Annotated in this window: 15 protein-coding genes; 9 read left to right on the top strand and 6 right to left on the bottom strand. The window is 50.2% G+C overall.

Translation table 11 applies throughout. The features are described 5' to 3' along the window. Positions 1-15: 15 nt before the first annotated feature. From JSQ97_RS01075 to JSQ97_RS01060, 4 genes are all read right to left on the bottom strand, one after another. A complete protein-coding gene (locus JSQ97_RS01075) occupies positions 16-528 on the bottom strand; it encodes a ClbS/DfsB family four-helix bundle protein (protein WP_205074338.1) in 513 nt (170 codons plus the stop codon). A gap of 327 nt (positions 529-855) precedes the next feature. Continuing rightward, the gene (locus JSQ97_RS01070) at positions 856-1,767 is read right to left on the bottom strand and encodes a helix-turn-helix transcriptional regulator (protein ID WP_205074337.1); all 912 of its coding nucleotides are present in this window, start codon (positions 1,765-1,767) and stop codon (positions 856-858) included. A 52-nt stretch (positions 1,768-1,819) separates the two neighbouring features. Next, positions 1,820-2,458, bottom strand: coding sequence for a GNAT family N-acetyltransferase (locus tag JSQ97_RS01065; protein ID WP_205074336.1), 639 nt, complete (start codon positions 2,456-2,458; stop codon positions 1,820-1,822). 26 nt (positions 2,459-2,484) lie between these two features. Continuing rightward, a complete protein-coding gene (locus JSQ97_RS01060; protein WP_205074335.1) occupies positions 2,485-3,273 on the bottom strand; it encodes an SDR family NAD(P)-dependent oxidoreductase in 789 nt (262 codons plus the stop codon). Positions 3,274-3,517: 244 nt separating this feature from the next. Between JSQ97_RS01060 and JSQ97_RS01055 the strand changes: the two genes are divergently transcribed. The 9 genes from JSQ97_RS01055 to JSQ97_RS01015 all read left to right on the top strand — a co-directional run bounded on the left by JSQ97_RS01055 (position 3,518) and on the right by JSQ97_RS01015 (position 12,989). After that, entirely contained in the window at positions 3,518-4,141 is a 624-nt protein-coding gene (locus JSQ97_RS01055; RefSeq protein WP_205074334.1) for a V-type ATP synthase subunit E, read from the top strand. Continuing rightward, positions 4,138-4,674: a hypothetical protein gene (locus JSQ97_RS01050; RefSeq protein ID WP_205074333.1), complete on the top strand. Its 537-nt coding sequence runs from the start codon at positions 4,138-4,140 to the stop codon at positions 4,672-4,674. Before JSQ97_RS01055 ends, JSQ97_RS01050 begins: the two co-directional genes overlap by 4 nt. Further along, a complete protein-coding gene (locus JSQ97_RS01045; protein WP_205074332.1) occupies positions 4,671-6,440 on the top strand; it encodes a V-type ATP synthase subunit A in 1,770 nt (589 codons plus the stop codon). The genes JSQ97_RS01050 and JSQ97_RS01045 overlap by 4 nt, the downstream gene beginning before the upstream one ends. Position 6,441: 1 nt before the next feature. Next, on the top strand, positions 6,442-7,740 hold the full coding sequence (locus tag JSQ97_RS01040; protein WP_180486512.1) for a V-type ATP synthase subunit B: 1,299 nt from the start codon (positions 6,442-6,444) through the stop codon (positions 7,738-7,740). Positions 7,741-7,743: 3 nt separating this feature from the next. Beyond that, complete coding sequence (locus tag JSQ97_RS01035; protein ID WP_016520298.1) at positions 7,744-8,346, top strand: V-type ATP synthase subunit D; 603 nt, start codon at positions 7,744-7,746, stop codon at positions 8,344-8,346. Then, the gene (locus JSQ97_RS01030) at positions 8,343-10,235 is read left to right on the top strand and encodes a V-type ATP synthase subunit I (protein WP_205074331.1); all 1,893 of its coding nucleotides are present in this window, start codon (positions 8,343-8,345) and stop codon (positions 10,233-10,235) included. Before JSQ97_RS01035 ends, JSQ97_RS01030 begins: the two co-directional genes overlap by 4 nt. A 17-nt stretch (positions 10,236-10,252) precedes the next feature. Continuing rightward, positions 10,253-10,678 (top strand): V-type ATP synthase subunit K, encoded by a 426-nt coding sequence (locus tag JSQ97_RS01025; protein WP_205074330.1) that lies wholly within the window; start codon positions 10,253-10,255, stop codon positions 10,676-10,678. Positions 10,679-10,699: 21 nt separating this feature from the next. Continuing rightward, complete coding sequence (ispG, locus tag JSQ97_RS01020) at positions 10,700-11,785, top strand: flavodoxin-dependent (E)-4-hydroxy-3-methylbut-2-enyl-diphosphate synthase (protein WP_205074329.1); 1,086 nt, start codon at positions 10,700-10,702, stop codon at positions 11,783-11,785. Between the two features lie 97 nt (positions 11,786-11,882). Beyond that, positions 11,883-12,989, top strand: coding sequence for a tetratricopeptide repeat protein (locus JSQ97_RS01015; protein WP_205074328.1), 1,107 nt, complete (start codon positions 11,883-11,885; stop codon positions 12,987-12,989). Positions 12,990-13,012: 23 nt separating this feature from the next. On the opposite strand, the gene JSQ97_RS01010 is transcribed toward JSQ97_RS01015, so the two are convergent. Next, positions 13,013-13,876 (bottom strand): methyl-accepting chemotaxis protein, encoded by an 864-nt coding sequence (locus JSQ97_RS01010; RefSeq protein ID WP_205074327.1) that lies wholly within the window; start codon positions 13,874-13,876, stop codon positions 13,013-13,015. 16 nt (positions 13,877-13,892) lie between these two features. Beyond that, positions 13,893-14,663, bottom strand: coding sequence for an oxygen-binding di-iron domain-containing protein (locus JSQ97_RS01005; RefSeq protein WP_239446820.1), 771 nt, complete (start codon positions 14,661-14,663; stop codon positions 13,893-13,895). Positions 14,664-14,675 lie beyond the last annotated feature (12 nt).

Raw genomic sequence — 14,675 nt, 5'->3', positions numbered from 1 at the left:
CAGTCGCTGGGTATTTCATTTTTCCCTATATTTTTTCAGCGCCTTTTTTAAGCACTTGATCGCCCAATCGTAATGGCTCGATGTTGCCGAAACGCAGTAACTGCCGAGCGTCGTCGTGCCCGTCCAATCGAAAGCGCCTTTGGAAAAAAGTTCTTCGTTGGAAAACGTTTCGATAAGCGCCATAACCTCTTTGTGTGTCTTTTTCAGCATGCTCTCGGCGGCGACATACGGCGTTTCCCGGTGCTTTTTCCAAAATCCGACGTTCATTGCAGGATAGGTTTTCCAATTATAAGGCTCAGGCAAAAAGGCGGCGGATTTTCCTTTTGTGTTCGACCGTATCCAATTCAGCAAAAGACAGTGCCATTCGTACAAGTGAACCAAAACGTCGCGCACGTTTTTATCGCGTTCATTCGGAAAGATATCGGCACTTTTTTCTTTGTCGGTCATTCCGTCGATTAAAGTCCGCAGTTTTGCAAATTGTTCGTTTGAAGCTTGAATTAAATCGGCCTTTGTCGCAGCTCTGGGCATAATTTCCTCCTAAAAAACTTTTGCAGGAAATATCAATTTCCGAAAAAGTTTTTAGCCGTGCGCGAGCGCGCACACGTTCAATAGTCGAGTTTGCAAAATACAGTGTATCGTACTCATACGATTTTTATCGAAACGATACGTATACACATCTTTCGCAAACATCCGCGCAAACTCGAAATAAAAAGTGTCGGCGATATTTCAGACGACACTTTTTATCATACCTCCTAAAAAAAAATTGCAGGAAGCTTCTGCTTCCGAAAAATTTTTCGGTTCGTAAGATAATGTTATTATAACATATAAACCTGTCAAGATATGTCAAGTTTGAAATCAATCGGATTTTTTATGATGTTTCGCTATTTTTTCGGCAAAGCCGGCGATATCCCGTTTCAGGAATTCCGGCTGAACTATTTCGACATCGATGCCGAGCGACAAAATAAAAGCGCACAGCCATGAATCGATAGGCAGGCATGCCGAAAGCGTATACGAGCGGTCTTTGTTTTTTGTTATGCATTCGGCAGGAAATTCGTCGTAGAGCCGATAGGCGGTTTTATTCGTACATTTTAATCGTATGTTTGAACAGGATTGCGACGCTTGGGCGTCTTCTTTGCGAGGCATTTTATGCAGCAACTGCGCGCGATCAAAGGTTTTCGGCATTTTCCTGATAGAAAGAATTCTTGTCAGGCGAAACAATCTGAAATCTTTTTTTTCGGTACAATAACTTTCAACGTACCACGCTTTCGATTTGAATAAAAGACGCAGCGGATAAACGCTACGCTTTGTTTTTTTGCCGTAGGAATCAAGGTATTCTATCACAATCGCTTTGCATTCCAAAACGGCCTGTTTTATTGTATCGAATACCGATGTGTCGTTTTCGGTATCCCACCGTGAATAATCAACCTTAACCCAATCGGCATTGCGCTGAAAGACTGCGGATAAACGGTTTAAAATCGATTCGGTATGCATCTCGTCTACGGGCGACAGACATTGCAGGGCAAGCAGAATTTTTTCCTGCTCTTCTTTTGTTACAATCGATTTATCTATCGTGTACGCTTCATCGATAAAGATTCCGCCGCCCGTACCCTGCATCGTATAAAGCGGAATACCGGCACAGCTTAAAATATCTATATCGCGGTAAACGGTACGCGGCGACACTGCAAACTTTTTTGCAAGTTCATGAGCCGTGGTTCGTTTTTTGTTGAGGAGAATAAAGAGAATTTCAAAAAGCCGTTCCGAGCGCATATCGGTAAAAGTATAGCATAAAAAGTAGACGATTCCTATGAATAAATAATTTTTAATCAAAAATCTGTCCGGAAAGCTTTCGTTTTTCTTTGTACGGAAAGCCCGCTTCATATACTGCAAACTCATTCGGATACTCGTCGCAGGCTGAGTATCCTTTCGGCGCGGCATATTCTCCGGTAATATCGGACAGATAACCCGGAATCAATTCTTTGCAAAGGAAAAAGGACGCATCCGCTCCCTCCGGTAATCCATGATATCTGATGCCGTATGCACTCGCATAAGAAAAACCGCTCTTACTGTAAAAATCGATATTGCCTTCAAAGCACACGGCTCCGCAGCCGAGTTCTTTCGCCTTTTCAAGGGAATAGTCAAGCAGAATCTTTCCGTAACCTTTTCGCTGTAACGCCGGCGTAATACAGATCGGCCCCATCGTCATAATCGGAACGTCACTCCCGTTGTCGGCTTTAATCATTGCTCTGACGAAGATATTTTGCCCGATGAGTTTGCCGTCCTTTTCCATCACAAAATCAAGCTCGTGAACGAATGCGGGATCATTCCGCAGCTGTTGTAGAATATAGTGCTCTTGACATCCCGGACGATATACATTCCAAAAACTTTCGCGTACAAGGTTTTCAACTTTTCGGTATTCTTCTTTCTTTTCCAAACGAATGATACAGTCGTTTTTATTCATCGGTGTTTCCTGTTCCCCTTCTCATCCTATTTCCTATACGGGCGCTTCCAATGTTTGTACGTAAAGCGCGCGATCGCATAGCGGTCGAGCAGTCGGCTCGCTGCGGCGAAAAGTTTCCACTTCCATGTCATGAGCGCGGTTTTTTTTCCTCGTTCCGCGTGTTTTAAACAGTGTGCGACCGTTTTGTCGGCCGCGACGCCGTGCAGCACTTCTTTACGCGCGCCGTTCGATGCAACTTCCGCGAATTCGGTGCTGACTGATCCGGGACAGAGCGCACACACCCGTATGCCGCGATCCCTCACTTCGGCTGCGAGTGCGAGCGTAAAGCTCAGCACGTAGGCTTTCGTCGCGGCGTAGACGGCAAAATTTCCGAGCGGCGAAAAAGAAGCGAGGCTTGCCGTGTTGATGAGGACGGATCCCTCTGTCATGTACGGGAGCGATACGCCGCAAAGGCCGGTGAGCGCCGTGCAGTTCAAGTCTATCATATCGAGTTCACGCATGACGTCGGTTTCCGAAAAGGGACCGTAGGTGCCGAAACCCGCGTTGTTGACGAGTATGCCGATTGTAAAATCGCCGCCTTCTTTTTCAAACAGCTTTGCAAAACGCTCGACGCCTTCGCGCCCGCTTATGTCCATGCAGACGGGGCGGGGGACGACGCCTTTTTCCGTTTCGATTTTTTTGCACAGCGCATCGAGCCGTTCTTTTCTTCTCGCGATGAGCCAGACTTCGTCGCACTTTTTTTGCCGTGCGATCTCGAGCGCGAATTCTTCTCCCATGCCGGAACTCGCTCCGGTGACGATGCCGATTTTTTTCATGTGCTCAGTATAGACGATAAGCGTTTTCCGGGCAATTCCGATTCCGGATACGCGCTCAAATTCAACAAGGGGGAAAGCCTTCCCCTCGTGCGCACTTCGTTGCGCACTGCCCCTTCCAGCGGGGACACCCCGCAACGCCCCGTCGGCAGCGCTTTCCGTCGTTCGTGCACACGGGCATTGTATTAAATTGCATTTGGATGTATGATAACAGCATCGTTTATTTTACCGAGACAGCGAGGGTTGTATGGATGTCCAGTTGCAGGAATTGATCGACAAAATAAAAAAAGACGGAGTGGCGAGCGCGGAAGCTTCTGCGGCCGAGATACTCGCCGACGCTGAAAAAAAAGCGAAATCCGTCGTTTCCGATGCGGAGCAAAAAGCCGACGGCATCATCAAAAATGCGAAAGCCGAAACCGAGCGCATGGAAAAAGCGAGCGAAGACGCGATCGCACAGGCGGGACGCAATATGATTTTATCGTTCCGTGATTCCCTTATCGCCGAACTCGACAGGATTATTAAGACGGAAACGGCGAAAGCGTATTCGAAAGAGCTGCTCGCAAATCTTATCCCCGAAACGGTAAAAGCGTGGACAAAGCACGCCGACGCGGAAGAGCTTTCCGTTTTGCTTTCCGAAAAGGATTTGAAAGAACTCGAATCGGCTCTTACGTCCGCGCTCAAAGACGAAATCGCAAAGGGGCTCGTGCTCAAAAGCGATAAAACACTCGCGGGCGGTTTTAGGATCGGAGTTAAAGAGGGCAGGGCATTTTACGATTATTCTTCGGATTCCCTTGCCGAATTGTTCGCAGCCTACGTCAATCCGCGCACTGCAGCCATCTTAAAAGGCGCCGTTCAAGGGACAAACGAGTGAAGCAATATTATCTCGTTTCGCAGCTGCCCGACATTTCAAACGCCGAGCGATCGCTTGCGATAACGGAAACTTATTACCGCGATCTGTGTTCGCGCTTCCTTTCGAAAGCGGAAGTTGAAGTTTTAAACGCTCTTTCGCTCGTTCCGCCGAAAGAGCCGGAACCGACCGGTTCGAAATTTCTCGATGCGTGGTACGACAGAGAGCGGAGCCTCCGCTTTGCACTCGCGCAAGTCCGCGCGCAAAGGATGAAGCGCGATGCACCGCAAGTGCCGCCGTCATGTACGGCCGACATCATGCAGGCAGCCCGCACCGCAGTCGGTATGGACAGTCCTCTTTCTGCGGAAAAGTTTTTATACGAATACCGCACCGGAGTGCTCGACAACCTGCGTCCCTTGAATATCTTTTCCGTCGATGCCGTCTACGAGTACGGCATACGGCTTTTGCTCACTGCGCGCATCAAAAAATTCAATAAAGAAGCGGGTACTCTGGCATACCGCACTATGTACGATTCTATACTGGGAGAAACAATATGACGGGTACTAAAGCGAAAGTAGTCGGCGTCAACGGCAACATGGTTTCGATAGCCTTTGACGGCAACGTTTCGATGAACGAAGTCGGCTACGTAAACGTCGAAGGCAAACGGCTCAAAGGCGAAGTCATCCGTGTTCGCGGCGACGGCGCTCAAATGCAGATTTACGAAATGACGAACGGCATACGTTCGGGAGATACCGTCGAATTCGACGGCGACCTTTTGTGCGCCGAACTCGGTCCCGGTTTGCTCGGTCAAGTGTACGACGGTTTGCAAAATCCGCTGCCGCTCGTCGCAGAACAGGCGGGCTTTTTCCTCGAGCGGGGCGTCTACGTCGATCCTCTTTCCAAAGCGACGAAGTGGGATTTTACGCCGTCGGCAAAAGTCGGAGATGCCGTATACCGCGGAGATGCCGTCGGCTCGGTTCCCGAAGGCCCCTTTACGCATAAAATTCTCGTACCCTTCGATATGTACGGCTCCTATACCGTAAAGAAAATCGCACCTGCGGGATCGTACACGATTCAAGATGAAATCGCAGTCCTCGAAGACGAAAAGGGTGAATCACATACGATTACGATGACGTTCAAGTGGCCGGTAAAACGCGCCGTCGACTGCTATGCCGAACGCCTCGCTCCGTCTGACGCGATGGTTACGAAGATACGTCTCATCGATACGTTTTTTCCCGTTGCGCTCGGCGGGACCTATTGCATACCCGGCCCCTTCGGCGCGGGTAAAACGGTTATCCAGCATACGACGAGCCGCAACGCCGAAGTCGATATCGTCATCATCGCAGCCTGCGGCGAGCGTGCGGGCGAAGTCGTCGAAACGATAAAAGATTTTCCGAAGCTCATCGATCCGCGCACCGGAGAGTCGCTTATGAAGCGGACGATCATCATCTGCAATACGTCGTCCATGCCGGTCGCCTCTCGCGAAGCGTCCGTCTATACGAGCGTTACGCTTGCCGAATACTATCGCCAGATGGGGCTCAACGTGCTTTTGCTTGCCGATTCCACTTCTCGCTGGGCGCAGGCGTTGCGCGAAATGAGCGGCCGCCTCGAAGAGATTCCGGGCGAAGAAGCGTTCCCCGCCTATCTCGAATCCTATATCGCAGCCTTTTACGAACGCGCGGGCATCGTGCGCCTGCGCGACGGCAAAACGGGTTCGGTTACGATCGGCGGTACGGTTTCTCCCGCCGGCGGCAACTTCGACGAACCGGTTACGCAGGCGACGCTCAAAGTCGTCGGCGCTTTCCACGGACTTGCGCGCGAGCGGAGCGACGCCCGAAAATACCCCGCGATCGACCCGCTCAATTCGTGGTCGAAATACAAAAGCGTTATCCGCGAAGACCGGGTCGATTTCGCACGCGCTCTCTTCAGAAGCGGACAGGAAGTCAATCAGATGATGAAAGTCGTCGGCGAAGAGGGAACGACGACCGAAGATTATATCGAATACCTCAAAAGCGATTTTCTCGATTCGGTGTATTTTCAGCAAAACTCTTTCGACGAAGTCGACAATTCGGTCAGCGTCGAACGCCAAACCTATACGCTTGAAAAAGTGCTTCGCATCCTCGGATCCGATTTCGATTTGAATTCGAAAGACGATGCGCGCTCTTATTTCAATTCTCTGCGTCAGCTCTTTATCGACTGGAACTATTCGACGTGGAAGGACGACTCGTTTACCGATATCGAAAAAAAGATCGACGAACTCTACGCGCAAAAAAACGGCAAACTGCAAAAAGAAGCGGCGGCGCTGCTCAAGGACGGTGAATGATATGAATAAAATATATTCGCGAATCGAATCGATCACCGGCAACGTCATCACGGTAAAAGCCGACAATGTCCGTTATGGAGAACTCGCGGAAATCGAAACGAGGTTCGGAAAATCGCTTGCGGAAGTCAATAAGATCGACGGAGAAGTCGTGTCGTTGCAGGTTTTCGCAGGCGGCCGCGGCATTTCCACGGGCGATCACGTTAAATTTCTCGGTCACCGGATGGAAGTGAGTTTCAGTGAAAATCTGCTCGGCCGCATTTTCAACGGTTCCGCATCTCCCCGCGACGCGGGACCCGCTCTTACGGATAACCTCGTAACTATAGGCGGGCCTTCGGTCAATCCTTCCAAGCGCATTATGGCAAACCGCATGATCCGCACGGGCATCCCGATGATCGACATGTTCAATACGCTCGTCGTTTCGCAAAAGCTGCCGATATTCAGCATTTCGGGAGAACCGTACAACCAACTGCTCGCGCGCATTGCGATGCAGGCGGAAGTCGACGTCATCGTGCTCGGCGGTATGGGCTTAAAGTACGACGATTACCTGTACTTTAAAAATACGCTCGAAAACGGCGGAGCGATGAGCCGCACCGTTATGTTTATTCACACGGCAGCCGACCCGACGGTCGAATGCATGAAAGTGCCCGATTTGAGCCTTGCCGTCGCCGAACAGTTTGCGCTGCAGGGCAAAGACGTGCTCGTCCTTTTGACCGATATGACGAACTTCGCCGACGCGATGAAAGAAATCGCTATCACGCAGGAGCAGGTTCCGTCGAACCGCGGTTATCCCGGCGACTTGTACAGTCAGCTCGCTTCCCGCTACGAAAAAGCCGTCGACTTCGAGGGCGCGGGGTCGGTTACCGTCCTCGCCGTGACGACGATGCCCGGAGACGATGTAACGCATCCCGTGCCCGACAATACGGGCTATATCACCGAAGGGCAGTATTATCTCAAAGGCGGCCGCATCGAACCGTTCGGAAGTCTTTCGCGCTTAAAGCAGAACGTCAACGGAAAGACGAGGGACGATCATCGCGCTCTCATGGACGGCATGATACGCCTGTATTCCTCGTATAAAGATACGCTTGAAAAAAAATCGATGGGCTTTATGATGAGCGCATGGGACAACAAGCTTATCAAATACGGCAAAGAATTCGAAGACGAAATGATGGATCTGTCGAAAAACATATCGCTCGAAGATGCCCTCGATTCGGGCTGGAAGATTCTCGCCGACTGTTTCGACAAAGAGGAAACGGGTATAAAAACGGGATTGCTCGATAAGTATTGGCCGAAAAGGGATTAACGTATGGCGAAGATCAAGCTGACGAAAAACGAGCAAAAGATTCAAAAAGATGCGCTGAAAATGTATCAGCGCTATCTTCCGACGCTTACGCTCAAAAAGCAGCAGCTCCAAACCGAAATCCGCGCCATCGATGCAAAAGCGCGTGAAGTGCGCGATGCGCGTAAAGCGCTCGAAAAGGAATTCGACGAATGGATCGCCGTATTCGCCGATGCCGAATCCTTCGGACGCGATACGGTGCGCGTAAGCAATATACGAAAAGGCACGGGCAATATCGCGGGCGTGAAGATTCCGATTTACGAAGGCGCCGATTTTACGAGAGCCGAGTACGATCTCTACGAAACGCCCGTGTGGATCGATATGGCGGCCGATCGTATGGAAAGAGCGCTCGAACTCGATTTGGAAGCCGAAGTGCTCGACGAACAGGTGCGTCTCCTTTCAAAAGAGCTTCGCACGACGACGCAGCGCGTCAACCTTTTCGAAAAAGTGAAGATTCCCGAAGCGAAAGAAAATATCAGAAAGATATCCGTGTTTCTCGGCGATGAAAGAGTCGCCGCAGTCGTGCGCAGTAAGATATCGAAGCGGAAACTGGAGGCTGAAGCGAAATGATCGTAGCGATGAAAAAAGTTTCCGTCGTCATTCTCGAAAAAGAAAAAAAAGACGCGCTCGAAAAATTGCGTAAGCTCGGCGTCATGCACTTGGAAAGCCTTGAAGGCGAAAGCGAAAAGCTTTCCGCTTTGAAAGAAAGTTTTTCATGCGCGCAAAACGCATACGCGATCCTTTCCGAGATAAAAGCGCCGAAAACATCCCGCGCCGAAAACCTCGATGAAACCGGAATCGCCGAAAAAAGCAAAACGGTCACATCTCTTTTCGACGAAAAAAAATCGCTCATCGATGCGCTCGGCGCCGACACCGTCGAACTCGAACGCTTTGCAAAGTGGGGCAGCGTCGATCCGGACGATTTCGCGTATCTTTCCGAAAAAGGAATAGCGCTTTCGATGTACGAAATGCCGGCCGATTTATACACTGCTTTGGACGATTCCATCGATACGGTGCTCGTCAATACCGGAAAGCGCGATGTACGATTTTTGCTTATCGGAAAAGAGCGGCCTGAAAATCTTCCGCCCGAAGCTTTTGAAGTGCCGCTTCCGAAAATCGCTACGGAAAAACTTTCCGAGAAAATCGAAGGCAATATAAAACGCATCCGTGAAATAGAAACCGAACTTTCGGCACAGGCGGTGTATGGCCGTCAGATCGATTCGTATGCGAAAAAACTCGCAAAGGAGATCGAATTCGAAAACGTGTATGCGGGTATGGGAAAAGAAAACGAAGGCAAAGAGAGCGATCTCGCATGGCTTTCAGGCTATGTTCCGTCCGACGGCTTTTCCGCTTTGGAAGAGGCGGCAAAACAAAACGGCTGGGCGATTTCTTCGAGCGAAGTCGAAGAGACCGACGATCCGCCGACAAAGCTTAAAAACAATCCGCTCGTAAGCATCATCTATCCGCTCACCGATTTTCTCGGCACCGTTCCGGGTTACCGCGAATTCGATATTTCCGGATGGTTTTTGTTTTTCTTTACGATCTTTTTCGGCATGATTTTCGGAGATGCGGGCTACGGGCTCATTATGCTCGCTCTTGCGCTTGCCGTAACGGTCAAATTGAAGGCTGCAGGCAAAAAAACGAATCCGATGATGAGTCTTCTTGCGCTCCTTTCTTTTTCGACGGTCGTGTGGGGAACGCTCACGTGTACGTGGTTCGGCATCGCAGCCGACAAGCTTCCCTCGTGGCTCACTTCGCTTTCGATTCCGCCGATTTCTTCGGCATACGCTTCCCGCTACGACGGTGTACAGAGTCTCCTTACGACCGATCAAAATCTGCAAGTGTTTTGCTTTACGCTCGCGCTCGTGCAGCTGACGGTCGCTCACATCAAGTGCTTTATAAACGACATACGCTCTCCGAAGTGCATAGGAGACTTGGGTTCCATGCTCATGCTGTGGGGTATGTTTTACATCGTGCTCATGCTCGTCATCAGCGGAGAAATCTTTTCGCTCGATAAAGTCGTGTACGGCGTTCCCGTCGGCAGCGTTTCTCTTGCGCTCGTCGGTGGCGGCTTTTTGATGAGCTTCGTGTTTTCGAATTACGACGGCAGCGTCGGAAGGGCGGTACTCGAAAGCTGTAAAAACATCATTTCGGTAGTGCTCGGTGTCGTAAACGTGTTTTCGGATATCGTGTCGTATATCCGTCTGTGGGCGGTCGCTTTGGCCGGCAGCGCGATTTCGAGTACGGTCAACACTATGGCGGGTCCGCTTTTGGGACACGCAATTTTCTTTGTCGCCGCGCTCGTCCTGCTCGTAACGGGGCACGGACTCAACGTCGCATTGAACGTGCTTTCGGTTATCGTTCACGGCGTGCGTTTGAATACGCTTGAATTTTCGAGCCACCTCGGTATGTCGTGGTCGGGATATAAATATGAGCCGTTCAGAGAAGCGGCGTTATAGGAATAATAGGAGTTGTTATGAATTTGGGAATGCTTGGTGCAGGTGTCGTGATGGGACTTGCCGCTATCGGAAGCGCGTTCGGAATCGGTATCGCAGGTCAAGGCGCGATCGGTGCATGGAAACGCTGTTACGTAAACAATAAGCCCGCGCCTTTTATCCTCACCGTCTTTGCAGGCGCGCCGCTGACGCAGACGATTTACGGATTTCTTTTGACGAGGAGCATCCTCGCTTCCAATAAAAATCCGCTGTTTTTACTCGGACTCGGCGTTGCCGCAGGACTTGCGATGGGCGCATCTGCCGTCGCTCAGGGACAGGCGGGAGCAGCCGGTTCGGATGCGCTCGGGGAAACGGGCAAAGGCTTTGCGAGCTATATCATGGTCGTCGGTCTTTGCGAAACCGTCGCTCTCTTTGTCATGGCTTTCGGTATCGGTTTTTGTCGATAAGCGTTCTTTCAAAAAGCGCGCATGACGAAAAAAGTCTATCTCGGCGGAAACGGTAAAACGGAGCGCATTGCCGTCGGCGGCGGAGAACCCGTTTCGGTACAGACGATGTGGAAAAAATCCATCGTCGGTTTGGACGCCGATTCCGAAAAGCGAGAAGCGCTCGTAGAAGAAATACACGCACTCAAAGGGATAGGCTGCGACATCGTGCGTTTTGCCGTTCCCGATATGGAAAGTGCGCGCGCACTCTGCGCGATAGCCGCCGACTGTACGGTGCCCCTCGTCGCCGACATTCATTTCGACTACCGCCTTGCACTCGAATGCCTTCGCGGCAACGTCGCCGCGATCCGCATCAACCCCGGCAATATAGGCTCCCGTGAAAACGTCGAAAAGGTCGTCGCTTCGTGCCGCGAAAAAAACGCCGCGATCAGAATCGGTGTCAATACGGGAAGTTTTCCGAAAGACCTTGCGGCGAAAGTCGAGGCCGCTTCCATGTCGAGGGCGGAAGCGCTTTCCGAGACGGCATCGCGCGAAGCCGCCGTATTCGACGAACTCGGTTTTACGCAGTTTGTCGTCAGTATGAAAGCGTCTTCGGTAAGAGAAACTATCGAAGCGAACGAAGTATTTGCAAAAAAATACGATATCCCGCTTCACATCGGAGTGACGGAAGCCGGTCCGCTCATCACCGGCATCGTAAAGAGCACGCTCGCTTTCGGCGCCCTGCTTTCGAAAGGCATCGGAGATACGATCCGTGTAAGCCTTTCATCACCCCCCGAAAACGAAGTGATAGCAGGCCGCGAAATACTTGTAGAATGCGGAAAAAGAGAGGGAGGCGTAAAGCTCATTTCGTGTCCCAGGTGCGGCAGGATCGGATTCGACGTGCACGCCTTTGTCGAAAAGTGGCAGAGAGAACTTTTATCGCTCGATAAAAACATAAGCGTCGCTGTTATGGGCTGCGTCGTAAACGGTCCGGGAGAAGGAAAGCACGCGGATTTGGGGATAGCGGGGTCGGGCAATAAAGTCGTCATATTTAAAAAAGGGAAAATAGTGCGAACCGTCGACGCAAAAGATGCCGATAAAGTATTCAGAGAAGAATTGGACACGCTGTAAAACGTATCGATTGTACCGACTGAGCGGTCGTTAAATGAAACACGCTGTTTCAGTGTTTCGTTTAACCGTTTTTCTCAATTCCGGAACCGGTTGACTTATGAAAAAGATTGTAATTGTTTTTTCCGCATTGTTGCTCGTATATTCGACACTCGGCGCACAAGTGCGTCCCAAAAAGCCGCGCGATCTTGCAGGCGATGTAAAACTCTTCCGTTTTGCGCGCGTCGAATTCGATGACGGAAATTACGGAGAAGCGCTCCGTCTTGCAAACGAAGCGAAAACAGCCCGGCGCGAGATTGTCGCATGGGAAGCCGATACGCTCTCTTATGCTTTGAAACCGCGCGAAGTGCAAAAGGCGAACGGCGTACTTTCCGACGTGCTCGCAGTTCTCAAAAAGCGCGAAGACTACGACGCTGTCGAAATCGTCGAGCGCTATGTCGGAAAAAAAACGAGTGCGTTTTTTAATAATTCCGCGGATGCCCTCGTCTCCTACGTTTCGACGCGCCTCTCTTTTCCCGAAGCCGACCGCCTTATCGGTCGTATATATACTCTGGAAGGCGAATATGCGCTTTCAAAACAATACCTTATGAATGCATGGAAGAGCGCAGCCCTCCTCGATGTTCCCGACGAACGTTACGATATTTTGTACGAGCTTTCCGATATCGCATTTATCGAAAAAGATTTTGACGGCTATGAAAAAGATTTGCTTCTCATCGTAAGCGGTGACAGTTTATTTAAAAATGAAAGCTTCGAAAGGGCGTTTATGCTCATCGTACAAAATAATGAAGCGGGCGCGATGGAAAAATTTTTTGCGCTTTTTCGCTCCGAAGATTATACGGCGCTTAAAGCGTATTTTAAGCTTGCATCGTACTACGAAGAGCGCGGCTTTTCCGATAAAGCGCTGAAAGCCTTTGCGCTCGGCACGCTTACCGCCTTTACGAAAATGTATAATACCGTAAAAGCGCGGGATCCCGAATTCGACTATCGAAACCTCAGCCTTCTTTTTACGGAGATCAAGCGTTTTCCCGACATCGTCGATTGGGCGTCCGAACGGCAGATTTGGAAAGGATTTTCCGATTTTGCCGACTGCGTGCAAAAAGCGGGAAACGAACGATTTGCATTCGACCTCTATACGGCTCTCGCCGATTCCGTGCCCGACGATCATTGGAAAAAGCGCTCGGTGATGAAACTTGCAAATGACTTTTGAGCGGCGGAAATTATCAAGCCTGCCTACTGCTTTTGCCCCAAAAGCGTATCCAAAAAGGAATAGCTTGTCTGGATGACGTCGAGGATGGTATGCGTGTCGTGCAGCGATCCGTTTACTTTTTCAAGAGAGTCCAAACCGTCTTTCATCGCGCCCGTCTGTTCCTGTACCGCAGCCGCTATTTCGCTGAGCGAATTGCCCGCTCGGTCGAGCGTCGATGCGTTTTGATTGAAATTATTTAAAACTTCGGTAAACGACTGTTGGAAGCGTGAAAAGAGTTCGATAAAGAGCGTCATGTCTTTATTGATTTCATCGACCGTTTCGCGGAATTCGGTGAGCTTCTCTTCGATTTTTTTTGTGGATTCTCCGGTCTGAGTCGCCAACGCGCGCACTTCGTTTGCGATGATTCTGAAGCCGCTTCCGACTTTTCCCGCGCGAGCCGCTTCAATGGATGCGTTGATCGCGAGGATGCCCGTTTTGACCGAGACGTCTTGAATACCGGCGAGCATACCTGCGACATCGGCCGTTTTTTCTTTGAGCAGTTCGAAATTTGAAGCGGCGTTTTTCGCATTGACCGACGCTTCTTCGATTTCGCTCACGCGCTCATTTATCTCCGATTGCAGCTTTTTATTGTTGTTTAAGATATCGGACATCATGGTGTTGACTCGTCCGGTATTCGAAGAAGAGGCGGTACCGCTTGCCTGAATTTCTTCAAATGCGGCGACGATCGTGTCGAAACCTTTTTGCAGCTGCACGACAGCCTGATCGATGATTTCAAAAGAATGCGCCGTCACAAAATCCAATACCATGCTTTTATTAAAACGTACGACCGTTTTATCGACGATGTCGGTAAAGTTTTGAATGATTTCGTTTTCGCTGTTTCCGCTCATTATGCACCGCCCTCAGTTAAAAAAGCGTATCGATGAGATCAATACCGCACTGCAGGTTTTCGAGCCAATTCAAAAAATTGCCCACGTTTTCATCTTTGTAAATGGCTCCGTGCTGAGGAGCGAGCATAGCCGGATTTAAGATGCGCACCTGTTCCACCCAGCGGCGGACGATCTTATTTGCCGCCATATAGCGCACGTGGAAATCTCTAATAAGCGGGATGTGCTTGTTGAAATCGCCGACATAAGTCGTTTCATTCGTTTCATCGAACACAGCAGCGCCTATGTCGCCTGTAAATAAAATACCCGATCGCTCGTCGAAGAGCCCGAAATGACCGGGCGAATGCATAAAATGCGACGGGACGCAGCGCAGCCGGGAATCGGGAGCAAGCATGATATCCATGCCTTTGTCGGGAATACCGATGATGCGGTTCGTATCGACTATACCGAAATGAGGCAAAAAGCGTATCCACAGGTTGGAGATGTATACTTTTGCATGCGTAATGCCGAGCCACAGCGCAATGCCCGAAGATACGTCGGGATCCTGATGCGAAAAAAAGATCGTGTCGATTTTATCGACAGATATAAAACGGCTTACGGCCGTTACGACGCGCGAAAAAAGATGCACTCCGCCCGGATCGAGCAAAACACCCTTACCGTGGTCGATGATAAGATACTGCATCGTCTGCACTGCGCCCTTTCGGTATTTACTTTCGGAACCGAGCCAAATAAATTTGTGGTCGTCGTCTTGATACAAAACTATACCGTGTACTTCGCTGTCTTCAATCATATCTTAACCTCC

Origin of the sequence: Treponema sp. Marseille-Q4523, assembly GCF_016901105.1 — a bacterium.
Lineage (GTDB): Bacteria > Spirochaetota > Spirochaetia > Treponematales > Treponemataceae > Treponema_D.
This window is presented reverse-complemented; position numbering and strand designations above follow the sequence as displayed.